General features: G+C 65.4%; 21 protein-coding genes. 15 read left to right on the top strand and 6 right to left on the bottom strand.

Translation table 11 applies throughout. The features are described 5' to 3' along the window. Positions 1–79: 79 nt before the first annotated feature. The 6 genes from IWX65_RS10320 to IWX65_RS10295 all read left to right on the top strand — a co-directional run bounded on the left by IWX65_RS10320 (position 80) and on the right by IWX65_RS10295 (position 6,571). Positions 80–1,174: a YihY/virulence factor BrkB family protein gene (locus IWX65_RS10320; protein WP_334683799.1), complete on the top strand. Its 1,095-nt coding sequence runs from the start codon at positions 80–82 to the stop codon at positions 1,172–1,174. 18 nt (positions 1,175–1,192) lie between these two features. Beyond that, entirely contained in the window at positions 1,193–2,218 is a 1,026-nt protein-coding gene (locus IWX65_RS10315; protein WP_196882635.1) for a glutathione S-transferase family protein, read from the top strand. 208 nt (positions 2,219–2,426) lie between these two features. Further along, complete coding sequence (locus IWX65_RS10310) at positions 2,427–3,407, top strand: FecCD family ABC transporter permease (RefSeq protein ID WP_334683808.1); 981 nt, start codon at positions 2,427–2,429, stop codon at positions 3,405–3,407. A gap of 113 nt (positions 3,408–3,520) precedes the next feature. Further along, positions 3,521–4,498: a FecCD family ABC transporter permease gene (locus IWX65_RS10305; RefSeq protein WP_196882746.1), complete on the top strand. Its 978-nt coding sequence runs from the start codon at positions 3,521–3,523 to the stop codon at positions 4,496–4,498. A gap of 1 nt (position 4,499) precedes the next feature. Further along, positions 4,500–5,420, top strand: a complete 921-nt coding sequence (locus IWX65_RS10300) for an ABC transporter ATP-binding protein (RefSeq protein WP_196882633.1) — start codon at positions 4,500–4,502, stop codon at positions 5,418–5,420. Next, positions 5,417–6,571 carry a siderophore-interacting protein gene (locus IWX65_RS10295; protein WP_196882632.1) on the top strand — a complete coding sequence of 385 codons (1,155 nt, stop codon included), beginning with the start codon at positions 5,417–5,419 and terminating at the stop codon, positions 6,569–6,571. The genes IWX65_RS10300 and IWX65_RS10295 overlap by 4 nt, the downstream gene beginning before the upstream one ends. Before the next feature lie 37 nt (positions 6,572–6,608). Here the strand turns inward: IWX65_RS10295 and IWX65_RS10290 are convergent, their stop codons facing one another. Then, positions 6,609–7,571 (bottom strand): diacylglycerol/lipid kinase family protein, encoded by a 963-nt coding sequence (locus tag IWX65_RS10290; RefSeq protein ID WP_196882631.1) that lies wholly within the window; start codon positions 7,569–7,571, stop codon positions 6,609–6,611. Between the two features lie 122 nt (positions 7,572–7,693). On the opposite strand from IWX65_RS10290, the gene IWX65_RS10285 reads away from it, so the two are divergent. From IWX65_RS10285 to IWX65_RS10245, 9 genes are all read left to right on the top strand, one after another. After that, the gene (locus IWX65_RS10285) at positions 7,694–8,476 is read left to right on the top strand and encodes an SGNH/GDSL hydrolase family protein (RefSeq protein WP_196882630.1); all 783 of its coding nucleotides are present in this window, start codon (positions 7,694–7,696) and stop codon (positions 8,474–8,476) included. Between the two features lie 47 nt (positions 8,477–8,523). Continuing rightward, a complete protein-coding gene (locus IWX65_RS10280) occupies positions 8,524–9,024 on the top strand; it encodes a MarR family winged helix-turn-helix transcriptional regulator (protein ID WP_196882629.1) in 501 nt (166 codons plus the stop codon). Further along, the gene (locus IWX65_RS10275; RefSeq protein WP_196882628.1) at positions 9,021–10,142 is read left to right on the top strand and encodes a glucose-1-phosphate adenylyltransferase family protein; all 1,122 of its coding nucleotides are present in this window, start codon (positions 9,021–9,023) and stop codon (positions 10,140–10,142) included. The genes IWX65_RS10280 and IWX65_RS10275 overlap by 4 nt, the downstream gene beginning before the upstream one ends. Before the next feature lie 305 nt (positions 10,143–10,447). Beyond that, a complete protein-coding gene (gene rpmB, locus IWX65_RS10270) occupies positions 10,448–10,684 on the top strand; it encodes a 50S ribosomal protein L28 (protein ID WP_026532175.1) in 237 nt (78 codons plus the stop codon). Then, a complete protein-coding gene (gene rpmG / locus IWX65_RS10265; protein ID WP_019481734.1) occupies positions 10,684–10,851 on the top strand; it encodes a 50S ribosomal protein L33 in 168 nt (55 codons plus the stop codon). Before rpmB ends, rpmG begins: the two co-directional genes overlap by 1 nt. 2 nt (positions 10,852–10,853) lie before the next feature. Beyond that, the gene (gene rpsN / locus IWX65_RS10260; RefSeq protein WP_026532176.1) at positions 10,854–11,159 is read left to right on the top strand and encodes a 30S ribosomal protein S14; all 306 of its coding nucleotides are present in this window, start codon (positions 10,854–10,856) and stop codon (positions 11,157–11,159) included. A gap of 198 nt (positions 11,160–11,357) precedes the next feature. Next, positions 11,358–11,636 (top strand): HU family DNA-binding protein, encoded by a 279-nt coding sequence (locus tag IWX65_RS10255; RefSeq protein ID WP_026532177.1) that lies wholly within the window; start codon positions 11,358–11,360, stop codon positions 11,634–11,636. 114 nt (positions 11,637–11,750) lie between these two features. Beyond that, on the top strand, positions 11,751–13,877 hold the full coding sequence (locus IWX65_RS10250) for a cytochrome c oxidase assembly protein (RefSeq protein ID WP_196882626.1): 2,127 nt from the start codon (positions 11,751–11,753) through the stop codon (positions 13,875–13,877). Further along, positions 13,874–15,856 (top strand): NHL domain-containing thioredoxin family protein, encoded by a 1,983-nt coding sequence (locus tag IWX65_RS10245; RefSeq protein ID WP_196882624.1) that lies wholly within the window; start codon positions 13,874–13,876, stop codon positions 15,854–15,856. Before IWX65_RS10250 ends, IWX65_RS10245 begins: the two co-directional genes overlap by 4 nt. Before the next feature lie 69 nt (positions 15,857–15,925). Here the strand turns inward: IWX65_RS10245 and IWX65_RS10240 are convergent, their stop codons facing one another. The 5 genes from IWX65_RS10240 to IWX65_RS10220 all read right to left on the bottom strand — a co-directional run bounded on the left by IWX65_RS10240 (position 15,926) and on the right by IWX65_RS10220 (position 21,585). Continuing rightward, a complete protein-coding gene (locus IWX65_RS10240) occupies positions 15,926–16,882 on the bottom strand; it encodes a hypothetical protein (RefSeq protein WP_334683798.1) in 957 nt (318 codons plus the stop codon). A 183-nt stretch (positions 16,883–17,065) separates the two neighbouring features. Next, entirely contained in the window at positions 17,066–18,454 is a 1,389-nt protein-coding gene (locus IWX65_RS10235; protein WP_196882622.1) for an ABC transporter ATP-binding protein, read from the bottom strand. Between the two features lie 31 nt (positions 18,455–18,485). Then, a complete protein-coding gene (locus tag IWX65_RS10230) occupies positions 18,486–19,334 on the bottom strand; it encodes a carbohydrate ABC transporter permease (RefSeq protein WP_196882620.1) in 849 nt (282 codons plus the stop codon). Then, on the bottom strand, positions 19,334–20,338 hold the full coding sequence (locus IWX65_RS10225; RefSeq protein WP_196882618.1) for a carbohydrate ABC transporter permease: 1,005 nt from the start codon (positions 20,336–20,338) through the stop codon (positions 19,334–19,336). Before IWX65_RS10225 ends, IWX65_RS10230 begins: the two co-directional genes overlap by 1 nt. Then, positions 20,335–21,585, bottom strand: a complete 1,251-nt coding sequence (locus tag IWX65_RS10220) for an extracellular solute-binding protein (RefSeq protein WP_334683797.1) — start codon at positions 21,583–21,585, stop codon at positions 20,335–20,337. The genes IWX65_RS10225 and IWX65_RS10220 overlap by 4 nt, the downstream gene beginning before the upstream one ends. Positions 21,586–21,836 lie beyond the last annotated feature (251 nt).

The following is a 21,836-nucleotide window of genomic DNA, read 5'->3' as shown; positions in this document are numbered from 1 at the left end:
TAAGCACGCTTATGGTGCAGTTATAGGGAAGACAATATCTGATTCGGCGTCCGGGATGCGGCGTCCTGGGGAGGTAACTGTGAGCAGCAAGAGCCAGGCGGCAAGCGACGCCAGGAACAATCCAACGTCCCAGAAGGCCCGCAATGCGCCGGATCCCAACGATCCCCGGAAGCCGGACGATCCGAAGGACATGGCCAAACCCGCCTGGGGTTATGTTGTCAAGCGATCCCTCGGTGAATTCGGCAAGGACCAGTGCACGGACCTCGCAGCGGCGCTGACGTACTACGCAGTCCTGTCGATCTTCCCCGGTATCCTCGCACTGGTGTCGCTGCTGGGTCTCTTCGGGCAGGCGGAGGCGACGACGAACCAGATCATGGGGATCGTCGGTCAGTTCGCCCCGGGCGGGGCCACTGACACCATCGAGCCGATCGTCCAGCAGCTGGCCTCGAACCAGGCCGCCGGCCTCACCTTCATCATCGGTCTGCTGGGCGCCATCTGGTCAGCGTCGGGTTACGTCACCGCCTTCTCACGTGCCATGAACCGGATCTACGAGGTCGAAGAGGGCCGTCCCTTCTTCAAGCTCCGCCCGCAGATGCTCCTCATCACCGTTGTCGTCCTGGTCCTCATCGTGATCATGGCCCTGCTTCTGGTGCTGTCCGGCCCGGTGGCCGAGGCCGTCGGCGATACCATCGGCCTCGGCCCCACAGCTGTCACCGTCTGGAACATCGCCAAATGGCCGGTCATGGTGGCATTCGCGGTCGCCATGATCGCCGTCCTCTACTACGGCACCCCCAATGTGAAGCAGCCCAAGATGCGCTGGATGAGCATGGGCGCTTTGATCGCCCTCGTGGTCCTGGCCATCACCACCACGGCGTTCTCGTTCTACGTCGCCAACTTCGGCAGCTACGAGGCCACCTACGGGGCGATCGCCGGCGTCATCATCTTCCTCCTCTGGCTCTGGCTCGCCAACCTCTCGCTCCTCTTCGGCGCCGAGTTCGACGCCGAAATGGAGCGTGGCCGCCAGCTGCAGGCAGGCATCGAGGCGGAGGAAACCATCCAGCTGCCGCCGCGCGACTCGAAGGCTGCCGAAAAGAAGCATGAAAAGGAACTCAAGACGGTCAACACCGGGCGTGAGCTTCGCGAGAAGTACGAGCGCGAATCCAACCACAGCTAACGGATCAGGACTGTCGACATGTCGGAAACAGAGCAGGAACAGGGCCAGGCACACTCGGATGCCGACCACAGCACCAAAGGGGCCTACGTCACCTCCGGTGCGGAGTTCACCCGGGATACCGCCTACATCGAAACGCGGATCACCCGTGACGCCGTGGACGGTTTTCCGGTGGAACCCGGCAGGTACCGCCTGATCGCAGCGCGGGCCTGCCCCTGGGCGAACCGGGCCATCATTGTCCGCAGGCTGCTGGGGCTGGAGGAAGCCATCTCCCTGGGGACCCCCGGGCCCACGCACGACAGCCGTTCATGGACCTTCGACCTCGACCCGGACGGCAGGGATCCGGTCCTCGGTATCGAGCGCCTTCAGGAAGCGTTCTTCCGGCGCGACCCGAACTATCCGCGGGGCATTACCGTTCCTGCGATCGTCGACATTCCCACCGGCGCCGTTGTCACGAACAACTTTCCGCAGATCACCCTGGATTTTTCCTCCGAGTGGTCGGAGTTCCACCGGGAGGGCGCCCCGGACCTGTATCCGGAGCAGTTGCGGGACGAGATCGACCTAGTCAACAGGCGGATCTTCACCGAGGTGAACAACGGTGTGTACCGCTGCGGGTTCGCAGGTTCACAGGCGGCCTACGAAGCCGCCTATGATCGGCTGTTCGTTGCGCTGGACTGGCTGGAGGAGCGGCTGACCCATCAGCGCTTCCTGGTGGGGGATACCATCACGGAGGCCGATGTCCGGTTGTTCACCACGCTCGTCCGGTTCGATCCGGTGTACCACGGCCATTTCAAGTGCAATCGGAACAAGCTCACGGAGATGCCGGCGCTGTGGGGCTACGCAAGGGATCTGTTCCAGACGCCCGGCTTCGGGGACACGATCGACTTTCAGCAGATCAAGGACCACTACTACATCGTCCACGAAGACATCAATCCCACAGGGATCGTGCCCAAGGGACCGGATCTGGCGAACTGGCATTCCAGCCACGGCCGTGAGCGGCTCGGCGGGCGGCCCTTCGGCACCGGGACGCCGCCCACCGCCTCCTAGCGCATCCAGGTGCTGACGGCGCCTTTGCCCCAATTAGGATACAAACTCGTTTCCTAATTGGGGCAAAGCTAGGCTAGCCTTACTTCAGACCGAAATCCGGCTGGGGAGGTGCTCAATGGCGGTACAGCCGCTCAAGGCCACCCCTCGGGCGGTCGTAGCCCGATCCGACGGCTGCGATCCCCCCCGCCGGACCCGGTATCGGCGGCGGATGCTCCACCTCCTGATTTCGGGCATGCTGCTTGCGGTGATCTGCGCGGCGTCACTCACCATCGGAGCCCGCGCGATCAGCCTTGCCACCCTGATCGACGTCCTCACCTCCTACGACCCCGCCGACGGGGATCACGCAGTGGTGCTTTCCCGGATTCCCCGAACGGTGACCGGGCTCCTGGTCGGGGCGGCCCTCGGAGTGGCAGGGGCAGCCATCCAGGGAGTGGCACGCAACCCCCTGGGCGATCCAGGCATCCTGGGCATCAATGCCGGAGCCTCGCTCGCCGTCGTCGTTGCCATCTATCTTTTCGGCGTCAGCACCGCCTCGGGCTACATCTGGTTCGCCTTCGCGGGCGCGGCCTGTGCCGCCGTCGTCGTCTACACCGTCGCAAGCCTCGGGCGCGAAGGAGCGACGCCGGTCAAGCTGGCACTCGCCGGAGCGGCCTTGGCCGCGGGGTTCGGAAGCCTCACCAGTTCCGTGCTGGTCTCCAGTCAGGAGACCCTGGACCGGTTCCGATTCTGGCAGGTGGGCACCCTCTCGGGGCGTGGCTGGGATGTGATCCTGACCGTCCTTCCCTTCATCCTCGCAGGCCTCGTCCTGACGATTGCCACAGGCAAGGCGCTCAACAGCCTCGTCCTGGGCGACGACGTGGCCCGCGGACTCGGCCAGAGCGTCGGTCGCAACCGCGCCGTCGCGGCGGTCGGCATCGTGACCCTCTGCGGTGCAGCCACCGCAGCAGCAGGGCCCATCGTCTTTGTGGGCCTGGTCATCCCGCACATGGTGCGTCTGGTCACCGGGCCCGACTACCGCTGGATCCTTCCCTTCTCGGCAGTGCTCGGTCCGGTGCTGCTCCTTGCGGCCGACATCCTCGGCCGTGTGATCCTGCCGCCCGCCGAAGTGCAGGTGGGAGTCATGACCGCGCTCGTGGGAGCCCCGGTGTTCATCTGGCTGGTCCGGCAGCGCAGGATGGCCCAACTGTGAGCAATGCGGTGGACCGCAAGGTTTCCCCCGCGCAGCGCGGGCGGCGCCCCGGGGAAACGGGCGATGTCTCCGGAGTCCGACCGCCGACCGTGCGCGCCGTCCGCCGTCGCTCGATGCGCCGGCGGTGTGCGCTTGCTGCAGGCCTTGTCGCAGCACTGTTCGCCGTCAATGTGCTGCTGGGCACCTACACCGTCACAGTGCCCGATTTCTTCCGCATCCTGGGTGGTGCGGAGATTCCCGGCGCCACATTCATCGTCCTCGAGAACAAGCTGCCGCGCGCCGTCGTCGGGGTGCTGGTGGGCTCAGCCTTCGGAGTGGCGGGCGCCATCTTCCAGACCATGCTCCGCAACCCGCTCGCCAGCCCGGACATCATCGGCATCAGCTACGGGGCCAGCGCGGCCGCGGTCACCGCGATCGTGGTCTTCGGCGCAGCAGGCGCAGGCGTCTCGGCCGCAGCCCTGATCGGAGCTCTAGCAGTGGCGGCGATGATCTACGCCATCTCCCGGCGCGGAGGCGTTGCCGGCTACCGGCTCATCCTCGTGGGCATCGGATTCGCCGCCATGCTTTCCGCGCTCGTGAACTTCCTCATCACCCGCACCGATATCCGCACGGCCGCGGACGCCCTCGTCTGGCTGACCGGATCACTCAACTCGAGCAACTGGGACCGGGCGACGGTGCTCTTCTGGGGGCTCCTGGTGTTGGTTCCGGCCGCGGTTATTTTCTCCCGAAGCCTCAGCGGGCTTGAGCTGGGCGACGAAGCGGCCGCCGGACTCGGCATCCGGGTCGAGGCCTCCCGGTTGGCGCTGCTGATCACCGGGGTGTCCCTCGCTGCCCTGGCCACGGCCGCCGCCGGCCCGGTTGCCTCGGTCGCCTTTCTGTCCGGGCCCATCGCCCGCCGGCTCCTGAAGGGAGCACCGTCGCTGACCATGGCCGCGCTCGTCGGCGCGGTTCTTGTGCTGGCCGCGGATTTCGTTGCCGCCAACCTCGTTCCCGGCGTCTCGTTGCCGGTCGGCGTGATCACGGGCGCCCTGGGGGCGCCTTTCCTGCTGTGGCTTCTCGTCACGGCGAACCGAGCAGGCCAGGGAGGCTGACATGTCCCATGGAAACACCGGAGAGAATCCCCACACCCTTCAGGCGCAGTCGGTGACTCTCGCCTACAACGAGCGCACCGTGGTCGACGGCCTATCGGTGATCCTGCCCGCGGGGAGGATCACCGTCATCGTCGGAGCCAACGCCTCAGGAAAATCGACACTGTTGCGGGGGCTCGCCCGGCTCCTGAAGCCCACGCACGGGACGGTGCTGCTGGACGGCGAGGACATCCACTCCCTGTCCACGCGGTCCGTCGCCCGGACCCTCGGCCTCCTGCCCCAGACTCCGGTTGCCCCCGACGGCATCAGCGTTACGGACCTCGTGGGCCGCGGACGGTATCCCCACCAGGGGTGGTTCCGACAGTGGAAGTCCAGCGACGACGACGCCGTGGCCGATGCGCTGGAAGCCACCGACACGCTGGAGCTCGCCGAGCGGAACGTCGACGAGCTTTCCGGCGGCCAGCGCCAGCGGGTGTGGATCGCCATGGCCCTGGCCCAGCAGACGGACATCCTCCTGCTCGACGAGCCCACCACGTTCCTGGATGTCACCCACCAGATCGAAGTACTCGACCTCGTGACAGACCTGAATCGCCGGGCCGGAACCACAGTGGTCATCGTCCTGCACGACCTCAACCTCGCGGCGCGGTACGCGGACCACCTCATCGCCATGAAGGACGGCGCGATCGTGGCGGAGGGCACGCCCTCCGAGGTCGTCACCCGCGAGACGGTGGGCGGCGTCTTCAATCTCGAATGCAGGGTGATTCCGGACCCCGTCAGCGGCACGCCCATGGTGGTGCCGCTCGGACGGCACCACAGTGCCGCGCCGGATGAACCGGGCATCCAACCGCAGGTCCCCGCGACACGGCACGGCTTCCTCTCCAACCCGCAGGACACTCTTCCTACCCAAGCAAAGGCTGCATCATGACGGATATTTCCCAGAAGGCGGTGCAGCGGACGTCGGCCATACCTGCCGTAACTGCGTTCGACGTCGTCGTGAGCCGGGTGGAGCGTGTCGGCGCGAACTTCCAGCGGATCACCTTCTCAGGAGCATGCCTCACCGGTTTCGGGGTGGCCGGGCCCCTGCTGGATTTGCGGATCAAGGTCATCATCCCCGGCGAAGGGCGGACGTGCCCGGACATCGGGGCCCTGATGCAGAGCGAAGGGGACGGCGCCGGCTGGTACCAGCAGTGGCTCCGCCTGGACCCGGACGAGCGCGGGTCGATGCGCACCTACACCGTGCGGAACTTCCGGGGTCACCTGGCAGAGCCCGAGATCGACGTCGACTTCGTGATGCATTTCGACGACGACGGCAGGGGAGGCCCCGCGTCGCAATGGGCTGCCAGGGCAGCACCGGGAGATCGGGTGTGCCTGATCGGGCCCAATGCCGCCGCCGCCCAGTGCGCCACCGCCGGGTCCTATGGCGGCATCGAGTGGAGCCCGGGGCTGGCACAACACGTCCTGCTTGCCGGCGACGAGACGGCAGTTCCTGCCGTGTGCGCCATCCTTGAGTCACTGCCGGCTCATGTGGGAGGGGATGCTTTTCTCGAGGTGTCCGATCCGGCCGACTTCCAGAAAGTCAGCACGGCGTCCTCGGTCCGGATCACGTGGCTTGCACGCGGAGCCCGGGAACACGGAGAGCTCCTGGACCAGGCGGTCCGTGAGGCGGTACGCGTCCCGGGCTGGGTGTCCCTGTCCAGGTACTTCGTGCCCGGAACGCCGGTTGTCCAGGCGGCGAGTGCCCAGGCAGTTGGCCAGGTGGCGGGTGCCCAGGCGCCGGGTTCGGCGATGTCGGACCGGACTCAGGCCGCCACAGCTCTGGCCGGGCCGGAGCCCGAAGAGGTGGACATCGACAGGACCATCCTGTGGGAGACGCCGCAGCGGCTGGAGGCCTCAGTGCTCCAATCCACGCCGAATCCCGGCCGGCTACCCGGCAGCCAGCCGTTCTACGCGTGGATCGCGGGCGAGGCCGCGATCGTGCGGGGCCTGCGCCGCTATCTGGTGCGCGACGTCGGGATCGACCGCAAACAGGTCGCATTCATGGGTTACTGGCGGCAGGGCCGGTCCGAGCTTTCATGATCCATGCGCCCGGACACGGATCCAAGGCGCTCCCGCACTAGGGGAGCGGGTTGCTGAGGATCGCCGGATCCTTCTTGCCGTGGGGCATGCGCAACCTCAGTGAATTGGGCTTCACCTCGAAGACCATGTGGGTGGCCTTGCCCAGCGGGTCGCCGTCGAGCTGGACCTCCAAAGGTTCGTGGAGCTGCACCTCGGCGCGGCTGCACTGGAAATATTCGAGTGAGGGATCCTTGCCCTTCCCGCGGGCAAAGAGCTTGCCCGCTACCGCGAGCCAGCCGAGCTTGCCCCGCGGGGCTACCGTCATGAGGTCCATCAGGCCGTCGTCGAGTTTTGCTCCGGGGAAGATCTCGAGGCCACCCATGATCTTTCCGCAGTTGCCGCCCATGACGCTGCGCAGCCTCCGATCGAAGGGCTTGCCGCCGTCGATCGTGATCGTGGTCCGGGCCGGCTTGCCAGGAAGGTTGCGGAGCCCGGCGTCGACATAGGCAAGCCAGCCCACCTTGTCCTTCAGGTCGTCCCTCGTGTCCGACATGATCGCCGCGTCGAATCCAAGACCGGCCATGACCAGGAACACCTGCGCGTCCTGCGCGCGGTCCACCGTCACATGTACCACGTCGATCTGCCGCTCGGTACCCCCGAATGCTGTCTCCACCGCGCCTTCGGGGTCGTCCACGGGTATCTCGAGGTTCCGGGCCAGCAGGTTGCCCGTGCCGAGAGGCACCAGCGCCATCACCGTGTCGGTGCCCGCCAGTTCCTCCGCCACGCAGCGGACGGTGCCGTCGCCGCCGGCCGCGATCACGACGTCGACCCCCGCCTCGAGCGCTTCCCGGGCCTGTCCGTGGCCCGGGTCCTCGGCCGTGGTCTCGATGACGAGTGGTTCCGCCCACCCATTGTCAGTAGACATCCTCGCGACTATCTCCCGCACGTCCTGGCCCGTGTTCTTGATGGGGTTGAGGATGAGCGCAGCGCGCTGCGCGGTGCCGCCGTCGTTGGTGTTCATGAAGTCCTTCACGTCTGGTCAGGCCGTCGGGTTACTAGCTTTGAGCTTATCCCCGGTCCGGGGTGCCTGCAGGAACTGCTTCGTTCGGGAATTCAGGGGCGGGGGCGGGTAATCTTGGGCGGGTGGAATTCACTCAGCGGTATGTGGCTCTCGGCGATTCCTTCACGGAGGGAGTGGGTGACTGGGATCCGGGCAGCCCCAACGGTGTCCGGGGTTGGGCCGACCGCGTTGCGCAGCAGCTCATCCTCGCCGACCCGGCCTGGGGGTATGCCAACCTCGCTATCCGCGGGAAGAAACTGCAGCAGGTCCTCGACGAGCAGATCGATGCCGCTCTGGACCTGGAGCCCACGCTCGTCACGCTGTACGCCGGCGGCAATGACATCCTGCGGCCCCGGGTCAGCATCGACAGCCTGATGGCGGCGTACGACGACGGCGTGGCCAGGCTGACTACGTCCGGGGCGGTGGTTGTGCTGTTCACCGGGTTCGATTCCTCGGGCTCCGCAGTGTTCGGCAAGACGCGCGGCCGGACCGCCGTGTATAACGAATTCGTGCGTGAGATAGCGGACGACCACGGCGCGGAGATCGTCGACTACTGGCGGATGAGGGAGTTCCAGGACTGGGGTTACTGGGACACCGACCGCATGCACATGTCATCGGCAGGGCACACCCTGATGGCGATGCGGGTCCTCGAGGCGATCAAGGCTTCGCATTCCCTTGACACCCCTGAACTCGAGGCAAGACCGGCGCTGACCCGTGCCGGGCAACTGCGGGCCGACGCGCAATGGGCCCGCGACCATGTTTCCCCCTGGGTGGGCAGGAGACTCCGCGGTATCTCCTCGGGCGACACCCTCCGGGCCAGATACCCTTCGCCGGTGCACCCGGACTGGGTCCGCGCAGGGGTCTGACGCGAAGATCCTGTTTGCTCCGGCGTGCGCTGTGCCAAGATGGGCAAATGACGACGGGTACCCAATGGCTCGACCGGGAAGAACGACGGGCCTGGCTGGCGCTCTATGCTGTCTCCTCGCTGTTGCCAGGTGCCCTCGATGCGCACCTGTTCAAGGAGGCGCGTATCACCCTCTTCGACTATCACGTGCTCGCCATGCTCTCGGAATCCGCTGATAGGACGCTTCCGATGAGCGACCTCGCGGCGCGCTCCAGTGCCTCGCTGTCCCGGCTCAGCCACGTGGTGAAGAAGCTCGAGCAGCGGGGCTGGGTGATCCGGCGGCCGTCCAGCTTCGACGGCCGGGTGACGACGGCGGAGCTCACCCCCGAGGGCCTGACCACGCTCACCGAGCTGGCCGTGTCCCACGTGGCGCAGGTCCGTGGAACCGTCTTCGATGCCCTCGACGATACCGACGTCGCGGATCTTGAACGCGTGGGAAGGAAAATCCTTGCGCGGCTCGATGCCGACTCCTGGATTCTCAGGGAAGTCCTGGGAAGTGACGTTCCATGAAGCTCCCCAGGATCCTCGCCGTCGTGATGGCCGGCGGCTCCGGGAACCGGATGGGGGCCCTGACCGCGCATCGGGCGAAACCGGCGCTTCCGTTCGGTGGGGCCTATCGGCTCATCGATGTTGCCCTGTCCAACCTGCACCACAGCGGAATTTCCGACGTCTGGATCCTGGAGCAGTACCAGCCGAAGACCATCAATGACCATCTGTCCAACGGGAGGCCCTGGGATTTGGACCGGACGCACGGCGGGCTCCGGGTGCTTCCGCCCTTCAGCGGCCTGCCGGGCGAGGGATTCGCGGAAGGCAATGCCGACGGTTTGGCGAGGCAGTCGCCGCTGATCGACCAGTTCGCCCCGGACCTGCTGCTCGTGCTCAGTGCGGACCACCTGTACCGGCTCGACTACCGCGATCTGGTGCAGACCCACCAGGAGGCGGATGCGGTGCTGACCATGGCCACCGCGCGAATGGATGGCGATGCCTCGAACCACGGCGTGGTCGAGGCGGACGGGGCGGGCCGGATCACCGGCTTCGAGTACAAGCCCGAAGAACCGAGGACACAGGTTGTCGCCGCTGAGGTCTTCCTGTACGACTGGCCGACGCTGCGGGGCATCCTGGACCTCCTGGAGTCGAGGCATGACTCCCTCGAGGACTACGGCAACCACCTCGTCCCGCACCTCGTGAGGGAAGGACTGGCGGTGGAGCACCGGATCGAGGGGTACTGGCGCGATCTCGGCACGCCTGCCACCTATCACCAGGCACACATGGATCTCCTCGACGGCAAGGCGCTCGATCTCGGCCATCCTGAGTGGCCGATGCTCACTGACGCACCCCACCTCCTGCCCGCGTTCATCGGGGAGGGAGCGGACATCGCCGATTCCCTGATCGCCCCGGGCGCCCGGATCCATGGCCGCGTTTCCCACAGCGTCATCGGCCCCGGTGTCGTCGTCGAGCACGGAGCCGTGATCGAGGACTCGGTGATCCTCGAGCGCGTGAGGGTGGGCGCGGGTGCGAACATCCGGTATGCCATCGTCGATGCCGACGCGGACCTCGGTGGGGGTCGGTCGATCCAGGGATCGGACCTTCCCGCGGTGGTCGGCTCCGATGGAGAAATCGATTCGTAGCCGGTTTGGAGCATGGGCGGTGCGCCCGTAGTATGGTATGGCGTTTGGTTGGGTCTTTCCTGCTGCGGTTTCGCTGCTGCGGAAGGTCTCCGACCGCCCGTGACTACCTGGAATTTAAGGCTCTGCCGGATCTTCGGTCCGTGTCAGGCCTAATCTTCACCGTCTTCCCTCGCGGCGAGGCACTTCGGCAGGCTCTCACCCTGCCAGGTCAACCTCCGGAAAGCTGCAGTAATAACGGTGTCATTACTGGTGGCGGGACGCTCTACAAGTGACCCCGTCACGTTCATCTAATCTGGAGGAGAGTTATGGCAGCCCACTGCCAAGTGACCGGAGCCGAGCCCGGCTTTGGACACAGCATTTCGCACTCGCACCGCCGCAACAAGCGCCGGTTCGACCCAAACATTCAGAAGAAGCGCTACTGGGTTCCGTCCCTGCGGCGTAATGTCACGCTGCAGGTTTCTGCGCGCGGCATCAAGACCATCGACGTGCGGGGTATCGACGCCGTTGTGGCAGCGATCCTCGCGAGGGGAGTGAAGCTCTAATGGCAAAGGACAAGGACGTACGTCCCATCATCAAGCTGAAGTCCACCGCGGGAACGGGCTACACCTACGTGACCCGCAAGAACCGTCGTAACGATCCTGACCGCATGGTCCTGATGAAGTACGACCCCAAGATCCGCAAGCACGTCGAATTCCGAGAGGAGCGCTAAACATGGCCAAGAAGTCAAAGATTGCTCGTAACGAGCAGCGCAAGGTCATTGTCGAGCGCTACGCGGCCAAGCGCCTCGAACTCAAGAAGACCCTCGTCGACGCCAACGCAACCGACGAGGCCCGCGAAGCCGCACGTCTGGGCCTGCAGAAGCTTCCCCGGAACGCTTCACCGGTCCGCCTGCGCAACCGCGACCAGATCGACGGACGCCCCCGCGGCACGCTCCAGAAGTTCGGCATCTCCCGTGTCCGCTTCCGTGACATGGCCCACCGCGGCGAGCTGCCCGGTGTGACGAAGTCCAGCTGGTAACAGCTGCGGGTAAAAGCTGAATCATCAGGGGAGCCGACAGCCTAGGGGTTGTCGGCTCTTCTGCGCAGAAAGCGCCGCAGATATTCGGGAAAACCCCTGAAAACCGGGCTTCTCCCGGTCAAGCTGGTAGGTTTTCGCACAGAGGCTTTTCGAATACCCCGAAAGCTCAACTGAAACAGATGTCCAGGAGGACCTAAATTGGCTAAAAACCGTAGTGAACTTGTTGCCGAGGTAGCCGCCAAGGCTGACACCAGCCAGGCTGCCGTGAACAGCGTGCTCGATGCCCTGTTCGATGTCTTCGCCGAGTCCGTTGCCAAGGACGAGAAAATCACCATCCCCGGCTGGCTCGCAGTGGAGCGCACAAGCCGCGCAGCCCGCACCGGCCGCAACCCGCAGACCGGCGAGACCATCCAGATCGCCGCCGGCCACAGCGTCAAGCTGACCGCCGGTTCAAAGCTGAAGGCGTCCGCCAAGTAGGTTTCGGTAAAGGAGAAGGACCACCCCGCTTCGGCGGAGTGGTCCTTCTCCTTTTAAGTCCGGAAGGCCTCCGGAAGTTGGCCCTTGTTCTACTGCGGGTAGAGAATGGTGGATATGTCCACAACAGCCAGGGAACCGCAGCATAGGCCGAGCCCGGTGCTGCCGGCCAGCAGGGTCCGGACGGCCCTGCTCGGCGGGGCCGTCGTCGTGGTGCTCGGGGCGCTTGTCCTCGCCCTGCTGTTCTCGGGCGCTGCTGCCGCCCGCCAACTGGGCGATCCCGGCGCGCTGACGCGCTGGGGCCTGCCCGTGGCGAAGGCGTTCAATAACGTGGGAGCCGCCGGGACCATCGGCGCGCTGGTCTTTGCGGTGGGAATCCTTCCGCGACGGCGGGACTCCGGCGACAGCCGCCGGCCGGTAGCAGGGTCGGCCGAGCATCCGGCGTTCACTCGCACCCTGTTGGTGGCGTCCGTCGCTGCGGTGATGTGGACCCTCGGCGCCCTCGGTGGAATGGTCTTCACCTACTCGGACGCCGCAGGGCTGCCGCTGAGCGCCGACCCTGCGTACACCGAGGGACTCGCCGCCTTCCTCACCGACTTCGATACGGGCCGTGCCTGGCTCATCACCGCCATGATCGCGGCAGTGGTGGCCACGCTGACGTTCGGGGTCCGGTCCCTGACGGGGCTGGCCCTGACTGCCGTCCTGGCCTTCGGCGGGCTGCTGCCGACCGCCCTCGTAGGCCACTCCGCCAGCGGCGACGACCACAACGCCGCCGTCAATTCGATCGCACTCCACCTCGTGGGCGTCTGCCTCTGGATGGGCGGCATCATCGTCCTGGCCGCCGTCGGAGGGAAGCTGGGCAGCTCGGTGCTGCCCGTGCTGAAGCGCTTCTCGGCCCTGGCCGGGTTCGCTTTCGTGCTGGTGTTCGCCTCGGGCATCGTCAATGCGAGCCTGCGGATCAGCGATCTGTCGCAACTGAGTTCCTCCTGGGGGCTCCTCGTCACGTTCAAGGCCGTAGCCACGATCCTCCTCGGCGGGATCGGCTGGATGCACCGGCAGTGGATCATCCCCCAGCTCAGAGACATGAACAGCCCCTCGGGCGCGCAGCTCTCGGCACAGCGCGTGCTGTGGCAGCTGATCGCCGTGGAGCTGCTCATCATGGGTGCCGTCTCGGGCGTCGCCGTCGCTCTCGGCCGGACCGCTCCACCCCGGAGCGAGGAACTCGCGCCGGACGCCACCCCGGCCCGGATCCTCACCAACTATGAGCTTCCGCCGGAGCTGACCCCCGCGCGCTGGTTCACGGAGTGGCGACCCGACTGGTTGTGGATCGCCTTCGCACTGACCGTGGGAGTGGCCTACATCCTCGGTGTCGTCAAGCTGCAGCGCCGCGGTGACTCGTGGTCGTGGCTGAAGCTCGCGTGCTGGCTGATCGGGCTTGTGCTGCTCACCTACTTCACGTCGGGTGCTCCGGCGATCTACGGCGCGATCCTGTTCAGCGCGCACATGGTGGACCATATGGCCCTGACCATGGTGGTTCCCCTGTTCCTGGTCCTCGGAGCGCCGGTCACCCTTGCACTGAAGGCGCTGTCGCCCCGCGGGGACGGCACGCGCGGCATCCGCGAGTGGATCCTCGTCGTCGTGCATTCCCGGCCGTCGAAGCTGGTGACGCACCCCCTGTTCGCCGCAGCGAACTTCGCCGGCTCCATCGTGATTTTCTACTATTCGCCGCTGTTCGGTTTTGCGCTGCGCGAACATGTGGGACACGAACTGATGATCGCCCACTTCCTCATCACGGGTTATATCTTCGTTCTCTCGATGATCGGCACCGACCCGGTGCCCCTGCGGGCACCCTTCCCGCTACGCATCCTGCTTCTGTTTGCCACGATGGCCTTCCACGCGTTCTTCGGCGTGACACTGATGGGATCGCCGTCCCTGCTGCAGGCATCGTGGTTCGGCAGCATGGGCCGGGACTGGGGATTGTCAGCCATCGAGGACCAGCAGCTGGGCGGTGCGGTGACCTGGGGAATCGGTGAAGTGCCCACGCTCCTGCTGGCCATCGGCGTCGCCATTATGTGGTCGCGGACCGACGCGCGGGAGACGAAGCGCACCGACCGCGCCGCGGACAGGAATAACGACGCCGATCTCACGGCTTACAATTCTATGTTCGCCGATCTGGCGGCCCGGGACACGCGAAGGCATGCCCCCGAGCCACGGGTCACCGCCAAACCAGGAGACCAAGAATGACCGACACGTCCCTGCGCACGGGCTACCGTGTGCGTGCTTCCGAACTCACGGGCCGCAACTGGCTCAACACGGGTGGGAAGCAGCTGCAGCTCGATGACCTCCGCGGGAAGATCGTGATCCTCGACTTCTGGACGTTCTGCTGCATCAACTGCCTGCATGTGCTCGACGAACTCCGCCCGCTCGAGGAGAAGTTCTCGGATGTGCTGGTGACCGTCGGCGTCCATTCGCCCAAGTTCGAGCACGAGGCGGACCCTGTGGCACTCGCGGCCGCCGTGGAGCGGTACGACATCCACCACCCGGTGCTCGATGATCCTGACCTGACCACCTGGCAGGCATACACCGCGCGCGCCTGGCCCACGCTCGTCGTCGTCGACCCGGAGGGCTACATCGTGGCCCACCTGTCCGGCGAAGGTCACGCTGCGGGTCTTGACTCCCTCGTGTCCGAACTGGTCGAGGAGCATTCGGCCAAGGGAACCCTGCACCGCGGGAACGGTCCCTACGTCCCTGCCGCAAGCACGGCAGGGGACCTGAAGTTCCCCGGCAAGCTCCTTGCGCTGCCGGCCACCGGCACCTTCCTCGCGGGGGACACGGGCCACCACCGGCTCGTGGAACTCGAGGCCGATCTGACCACGGTGCGCCGTGTCATCGGCTCGGGCAGGAAGGGATCCGCCGACGGCGGCCCCGCGGACACGGAGTTCAACGAGCCCCAGGGACTCGCGCTGCTGCCCGCCGACGTCGCCGGGCAGGTGGGGTACGACGTCGTCGTCGCTGACACCGTCAACCACCGGTTGCGGGGAGTCTCACTTGAGACCGGTGCCGTGCGCACTCTCGCCGGCAACGGTATCCAGCGGCTGCTCGACGCCGGCAACCACACCAAGGCCGGCCTGCAGGAGACTGCGTACGAGATCAGTGCAGCGAGCGAAACCCCGCGCCTCACCGACAGCCACCTCGGCACCGATGCGCTCAATGTGTCACTCTCCTCGCCGTGGGACGTGCTCTATTCGAACGTCCTGAAGCGCGTGGTCATCGCCATGGCCGGCACCCACCAGATCTTCACCTATGACCCCCTGTCGCACGCCGTGGAGGTGCTCGCCGGCACCGGTCTCGAGGGCCTGCTCGACGGCGACGCCGGGGCTGCATGGTTTGCACAGTCCTCGGGGCTGGCGGAGGACGCGAACGGTTCCATCTGGGTTGCCGATTCCGAGACTTCCGCGTTGCGCGTCCTCACCTTCGCTGAGGTGGACGGGCAGCAGGATGTCCAGGTACGGACCGCGGTCGGTACCGGTCTTTTCGACTTCGGGTTCCGCGACGGCGACGCCGAGTCGGCGCGCCTCCAGCACCCGCTCGGTGTGACGGCACTGCCGGACGGGTCGGTGGCGATCGCCGACACCTACAACGGGGCCGTGCGCCGCTACGACCCCACCACCCGTCAGGTGTCGACCCTGGTGCGGGGGCTCTCGGAGCCGTCCGACGTACTCATCGACCACAGCCCCGTTGCCGAGGGAGGCGAGCCGTTGCTGATCGTCGTCGAGACGAACAAGCACCAGCTCATCCGTGTCCCGATCCCGCGGGAAGCGCTCGCCGTTGATGAAGGAGCGTCGCAGACCCAGCGGCCGGCCACCGCTGTCACCAGCGGTCCGCTTGCCCTGACCATCCGTTTCTCCGCGCCGACGGGCCAGAAGCTCGATGACCGGTGGGGCGATCCGACGCAACTCAAGATTTCCTCGTCGCCGGAGTCGCTGCTGGTATCAGGCGGGGGCACCTCCGTGGGTCTGACGCGCGAGCTGCGGCTTTCAGAGGATGCGGGCGAGGGAGTGCTGCACATCACGGCGCGTGCCGCGGCCTGCGACGGCGAGCCCGGTGGCGAAATCCCCGACCACGCCGCCTGCCACCTGTACCAGCAGGACTGGGGTATTCCGGTGACGGTAGGTTCCGAGGGGAATGCGGAGCTGGTGCTCGATCTCCGCGGCCTCGACTGACAGCTACCGCTCGCTTCGAGGACTCGGATAGGCACGGCCGGGCTGCAGACAACGGTCGCCGCCCGGCGTCTAGAAGTCGATGACCGGTGTGACGGTGGCCGAGGAGTTCGTCACCGTCAGACGTGCATCGAACTCGAAGTCGCGGGTCTCCGAGACGTCTTCGATGGCACCCGTGAACAGGTCCTGGAGTTGCGTGTCGAGCTGCGCGGAACCGGCCAACGGGGCCAGGGCCCATCCTTCGTCGACCGGCTCGATACGAACTTCGGGATAGCGCTGGATGGACCACTGGATGTCACCCGCGAGACGCTGGCTGGTCTGGTAGTTGAACGGGCAGTTGGCGGGTTGGAAAACAGCCCGAGCGGCGCAGCCGTCAAGGAATTCCCGGATCTGCCCGTCCACGGCTTCGACCAGTGCCGCTGTGGGTGCGGGCTCCAGTGGGAGCGCGTTGTCCGCGGGATTGCTGCTGGTGACCGGAAGCGTGCGGGGCGGGGCAGCGAAGTACTCGCTGGTGTAGTGTGCAGCAAGTTCCACCGGGTAGAACGTGGGGAGGGTGTTCCTGCCCTCGGGCGTCGCTATCCGTTGGCCATTGACCGTCGATTCGGCCATGTCCCCCACGGAGACGTCGACCGTGGGCAGGGCCGAGGGGGCGAATCCCCAGGTAGGAAAGAACAGCCACTCGGATCCTGTTTTCTCCAGCGGGAACGAGGTGGTGTAGTCGGAATCTCCGATCCGATAGCTGACGGGTACGTCCACGCGGTCTTCGCCTGCCGCCATCGGTTCCCGGATCTCGACATCCTGTACCGCAGAGGCTCCCCGTTGGAGAGGGGCGCCGTCAAGGACTGCCGCGGAACCTTCCGGGACAGACGCATTGAGCAGGCCGAGCGCACGCTCACCGTTGCCGCTCCTCAGGGCGTGAAAGTATTCCTCGACCTGATGCCCTGGGCTGTACAGAGTGCTGTTGAGCACGGAAACGGTGCCGATGAATCCGGCCACGACCAGTACCAGGCCCAGCAGCCATCCGGCCATTACTCTCATTCCGGAAGTGCCCTGCATAGTCCTACGCTACCTGCCGGGCACCCGAACTACGCTCCCGACCCATCCACTGCGCAGTAATTCCCGCGTTTCCGGCGAAAAGCCGCAACTACTGCGCGATGGCTGTCCGGCACGACTCCGCAGGCAACCGCGGGACCATGCGCTGCATCCAGCGAGTCAGCCGGCAGTATGTTTCCCGCTGCCGGCTGCGGTGGAGCCGCCGGCGGATCCTGTCCCACCTGCCGATCCAGCCTGCCGGGGCGCGACCGAATCCGGTGATCCCGCCGCCCCACCGCCCTGCCTCGAGCTACCGGCATCCTGCAGCGACTGGCCCTGGGCATTCGCGATTTCCTCGGCGCGCTCCTCGTTCGCTTCCTCGGTGAGGGCGGCCCCGGCCGCAGCATCTCGCGTCAGGTTGTCCCCGGTTTCGGGATCGAACAAGTGCAGCTTCCGGGTATCAAGCCAGATTTCCGCTTCACGTCCGCCGCGGATACGGCTCGCGGCGTCGAGGGTGACCACGATCTGGGGACGCAGTTCGTCGGCATCCATGTCGCGGGCGAGATTGTTCAGGAGCTCACGCACTTCGGGGGCGGGGTCGAAGGTGATATATCCATACTGCTCGTTGCCCAGCCACTCGGTGTGCGTGAGGTTCGCCGTGAAAGTCGAACCGTGACCGAGCTTCGAATCCTCCACCAACTTGGCGTCCTCGAAGAATTCGGGCCGGACTCCTACCAGCACCACCTTCTTGCCGGCCGCTTTCGCCGCCTTCTCCGGGGTGATGGCGAGATCCCCCAGAACGGTTTTCAGGGTATTCCCCTCGACCGTGGCGGGCAGGAAGTTCATCGAGGGTGAGCCGATGAAACCCGCGACGAACAGGTTGATGGGCTGCTCGTAGAGTTCACGGGGTGAGGCGATCTGCTGGAGCTCACCCTTCTTGAGGACGGCCACGCGGTCACCAAGGGTCATGGCCTCCGTCTGGTCGTGGGTCACGTACACCGAGGTGACGCCAAGGCGGCGCTGCATCTGGGAGATCTCCGACCGCATCTGGCCACGCAGCTTGGCGTCGAGGTTGGAGAGCGGCTCGTCGAAAAGGAAGGCATCGGCCTGCCGCACGATGGCCCGTCCCATCGCCACGCGTTGGCGCTGGCCGCCCGAAAGGTTGGCGGGCTTGCGCTGCAGGTGGTCCGTCAGTTCGAGCGTCGAGGCCGCCTCGGTGACGAGCTTGTCGACCTGTTCCTCGGAGTGCTTGCCCTTGGCCAGGCGCAGCGGGAACGCGATGTTCTCGTACACGGTGAGGTGCGGGTACAGCGCGTAGTTCTGGAACACCATCGCAAGATTGCGCTCACGGGGCGCCTTGTCATTGACGCGCTTGCCGTCGATCAGGAGATCACCGTCGGTGATGTCCTCCAGGCCCACGATCATGCGAAGGAGCGTGGATTTGCCGCAGCCCGACGGGCCCACCAGGATGATGAACTCGCCGTCGGCGATGTCGATGCTGATGTCGTTGACGGCGGGGAAACCGTCACCGTACTTCTTGACCAGGTTATTGAGGGTGATTGAAGCCATGGTGCGAATCCTTTTCTTGAGCCGGAGGGCGTCAGCCCTTGACGGCGCCCGAGGTCAGGCCTGAAACAATTTGGCGTTGGAAGAGCAGAACCAGCAGGACAATCGGAATGGTGACGATGATCGCCGCGGCCGAGATTGCACCCGTCGGCGCCTCGAACTGGGAGGCGCCGGTGAAGAACGCCAGTGCGGCGGGAACGGGTCTCGCCGCTTCGGTGGACGTCAGCGATATCCCGTAGACGAAGTCGTTCCACGCGATGAAGAACGCGATGATCGCCGTCGTGAAGACGCCCGGTGCGGCGAGCGGCACGATCGCCTTGCGGAAGGCCTGCCAGGTCGTGGCGCCGTCCACCTGCGCGGCCTGCTCCAGTTCCCAGGGAATCTGCCGGAAGAACGCCGCAAGGGTCCAGATGGAAATGGGAAGGGTCAGGGACAGGTAGGGGATGATCAGGCCGAGCCACGTGTCGTACAGGCCGATGGTGCGCCACAGGTTGAAGAGCGGAGTCACGATCGAGATGACGGGGAAGATCGAGACCGCCAGCGCCGTGGTGAGGATGAGTTTCTTCCCGGGGAAATCGAGGCGTGCAATCGCGTACGCGCACAGTGTCGCCAATACGACGGCGATGAACGTGGCGATGAGTGAGATGCCGATCGAGTTGCGGAGGGCCGACAGGAAGAGTTCCTGCGCGTCGCCGACCAGGATCTGCTCGTAATTGGAGGTGGTGGCGGTTCCTCCCGTGGGAAGGAACGTTCCGCTCGTGAGGTCGCTCGGGGTCTTGAACGAGGTCGCGAGGATCGAGGCGACCGGAAAGAGTGCGTACAGCAGCACCAGTGCGCCTACGACCACCCAGAGGACTTTGTTCTTCGTGCTTTTGTCGGTCATCACTTACCCCCTTGTGAGCCGGCAAGATCCACTTTGAAGAGCTTGATGGCGATGAAACAAATGATCAGGACACACAGGAAAAGCAGTACCGATACGGCGGACCCGAGGCCGATCTCCAGCCGGCTGATGGACTGCCGATAGGCCAGGAGCGAGAGCACTTCAGTTCCGTACGCTCCGTTGGTCATGATGAACACGTTGTCGAAGATGCGGAAGGCGTCCAGTGCCCGGAACAGCACGGCCACCATGATGGCGGCTTTCATGTTGGGGATGATGACCTTGCGCATCTGCTCCCACCACGTTGCTCCGTCCACCTTCGCGGCCTCGCTCAGTTCGTCCGGTACCTGCGCGAGGCCGGCCAGGAGGAGCAGCGAGATGAATGGTGTGGTCTTCCAGATTTCGGAGGCCATGATGACGAAGAGGGCGGTGCCGGTCTGGGCGAACCAGTTCAGGTTCTCGTCGATTCCGGGAAGCCAAGAGAACCAGTTGTTGACGTAGCCGGAGTTGATGTCGAACGCGTAGAACCAGGCGAAGGCCGACACCACGGTGATGATGCCGTAGGGCACCAGGATGGCCGTGCGAAGGATTCCGCGGAACGACTTGATCGCCTTGTGCATGACCAGGGCGAGCGCGAAACCAAGCACCAGTTCGACGGCGACGGTGATGACCGTGATGAGTACGGTGGTCCACAGGTCACTCCACCAGACAGGATCGGTGAGGATGACGGCATAGTTGCCGAGACCGATGAACTCGCGCTCATCCGGCGCGGTGAGCCGGAACTGGAACAGGGATTCGTAGATGGCCTGCAGGATCGGGTACGCCGTCACCAGGAGCATGACCACGAAGGCGGGGCCCGCAAGGATCCAACCGAGTTTCCGTTCGGCCCGTGCCCGGTCGCTGTAGTGCTGGGTCGGCTTCTTCCTTGGTGTATCCCTGGTCGCGACGCCCGGCTCCCGATCCGGATTCCGTGTCGGGTTCGCTGGTTTCGCTGGAATCGCTGACGTCATAGCAATTGCTCCCCTCGAAGGACCGAGGTAATGAATTCGGCGGAATTTTCAGGAGTTGTCTCCGGATCGACGCTCGCGGGCGGTGCCCACGTCTGCTGGAGCCCCGTCGACACTTCGTTGTAGAAGGGCGTCTGAGGTCGCGGAGCGGACTGCTGGAGCGAATCCCGGATCGTCTCAGCCATGGGGAACGTCTCCTCGATCCGAGGGTCCTCATATGCTTCGGTGTTCGACGGAGGGTTGCCGTTGGTGATGAAATACTCGGCCTGGTTCTCCACCGAGACGATGCATTCGATCGCCTCGTAGGCGAGGGCGGGGTTATCACTTTCCGCTCCGACGCCAAGGTCGATGCCGCCGAGGGGTGGGGCAGCTTCCTCGCCCTCGGCAACCTGCGGGTAGATCGCCCATCCGATGTCTTCGATAAGGGCTTCGTCGAGGGTTCCGGCCTCTACCGCGGCGAGCGTCGCGGGCCAGACGAAGGGGTAGTTGACCATGAATGATCCGGAATCTCCCTGGAAGCCGATCATCGAGGTGTTTTCGTCCTGGGTTGCGAGGCCGGGACCGCCGAGGCCTTCCTCGCCGATGGTGGAGATGATCCGCGCAGCTTCGGTGCCGGCTTCCGAGACAAGCCCCAACTCGATCTCGTCCGCAGTTGCCTCAGGGTTGGCCACGATGGATCCGCCGGCCGACTCGATGAGTGCATTGATCCACACCGTCATGGATTCCGCCTGCGCTCCCTGCACGCCCAGGGTTTTCTCCTGCGACGCTGCGGCTTCCATGACCTGGTCCCACGTGACCGGCTGCGTCATATCCAGCCCTGCGGCTTCGGCCACCGATTCGCGATACCAGAGGATCTGCGTGTTGGCCCAGAACGGCACCGTGACCAGTTCGTCCTTCCAAGTCGCGCCGGCGAGCGCTCCCTCGACCACGTTCTCGGTGGTGCGCTGCGCGACGTCGTCCGGTACGGGAGCGAGGAAACCGGGCTCCGCGAGCTCCGGAATGAACGGCGGGTCGAGGCTCATGATGTCGAGCGACGAATCCCCCGCCGCGAGCCTGCGTGCGAGCTGTTCGCGCTGAGAGGCGGCGTCGCTCGGCAACAGGGACGTTTCGATGCGGTACGCGCCACCGGACTCCTCGGTGCATCGCTCCGCGATTGCCGCTTGCCCGCCGGCGTCGGGGTTGATGTACCAAGTCAGGGTGTTGTCACCTTCGGCAGGGCCACAGCCGCTGACCAGCAGGGTTCCCATCATCACTGACGCGACCGCCGCGGCCCTTGGGCGGCTTCGGGCGGAACTGCGTTTTCTTCGATTTATCGGCATTCCTACCGAGCCTCCACATCTTTGTAGCCAGCTCGACCGACACCCCAAAATGAAACGCCAGCCTGAGCAACCTTCGTTTTTTGACCATATGCCTAAGCGGAAGAATTCGCTAGGCAGTACCCTGATCGATTGCGTGAGGGCACCTGGCATGGCGCTTGTGTAAGGTGGCGGGGCCGATGAGC

The sequence above is a fragment of the Arthrobacter sp. CAN_A214 genome, from assembly GCF_015751955.1.
Taxonomy (GTDB): domain Bacteria; phylum Actinomycetota; class Actinomycetes; order Actinomycetales; family Micrococcaceae; genus Arthrobacter_D.
Note: the sequence above shows the minus strand (reverse complement) of the source record. Positions and strands in the feature narration are given on the sequence as shown.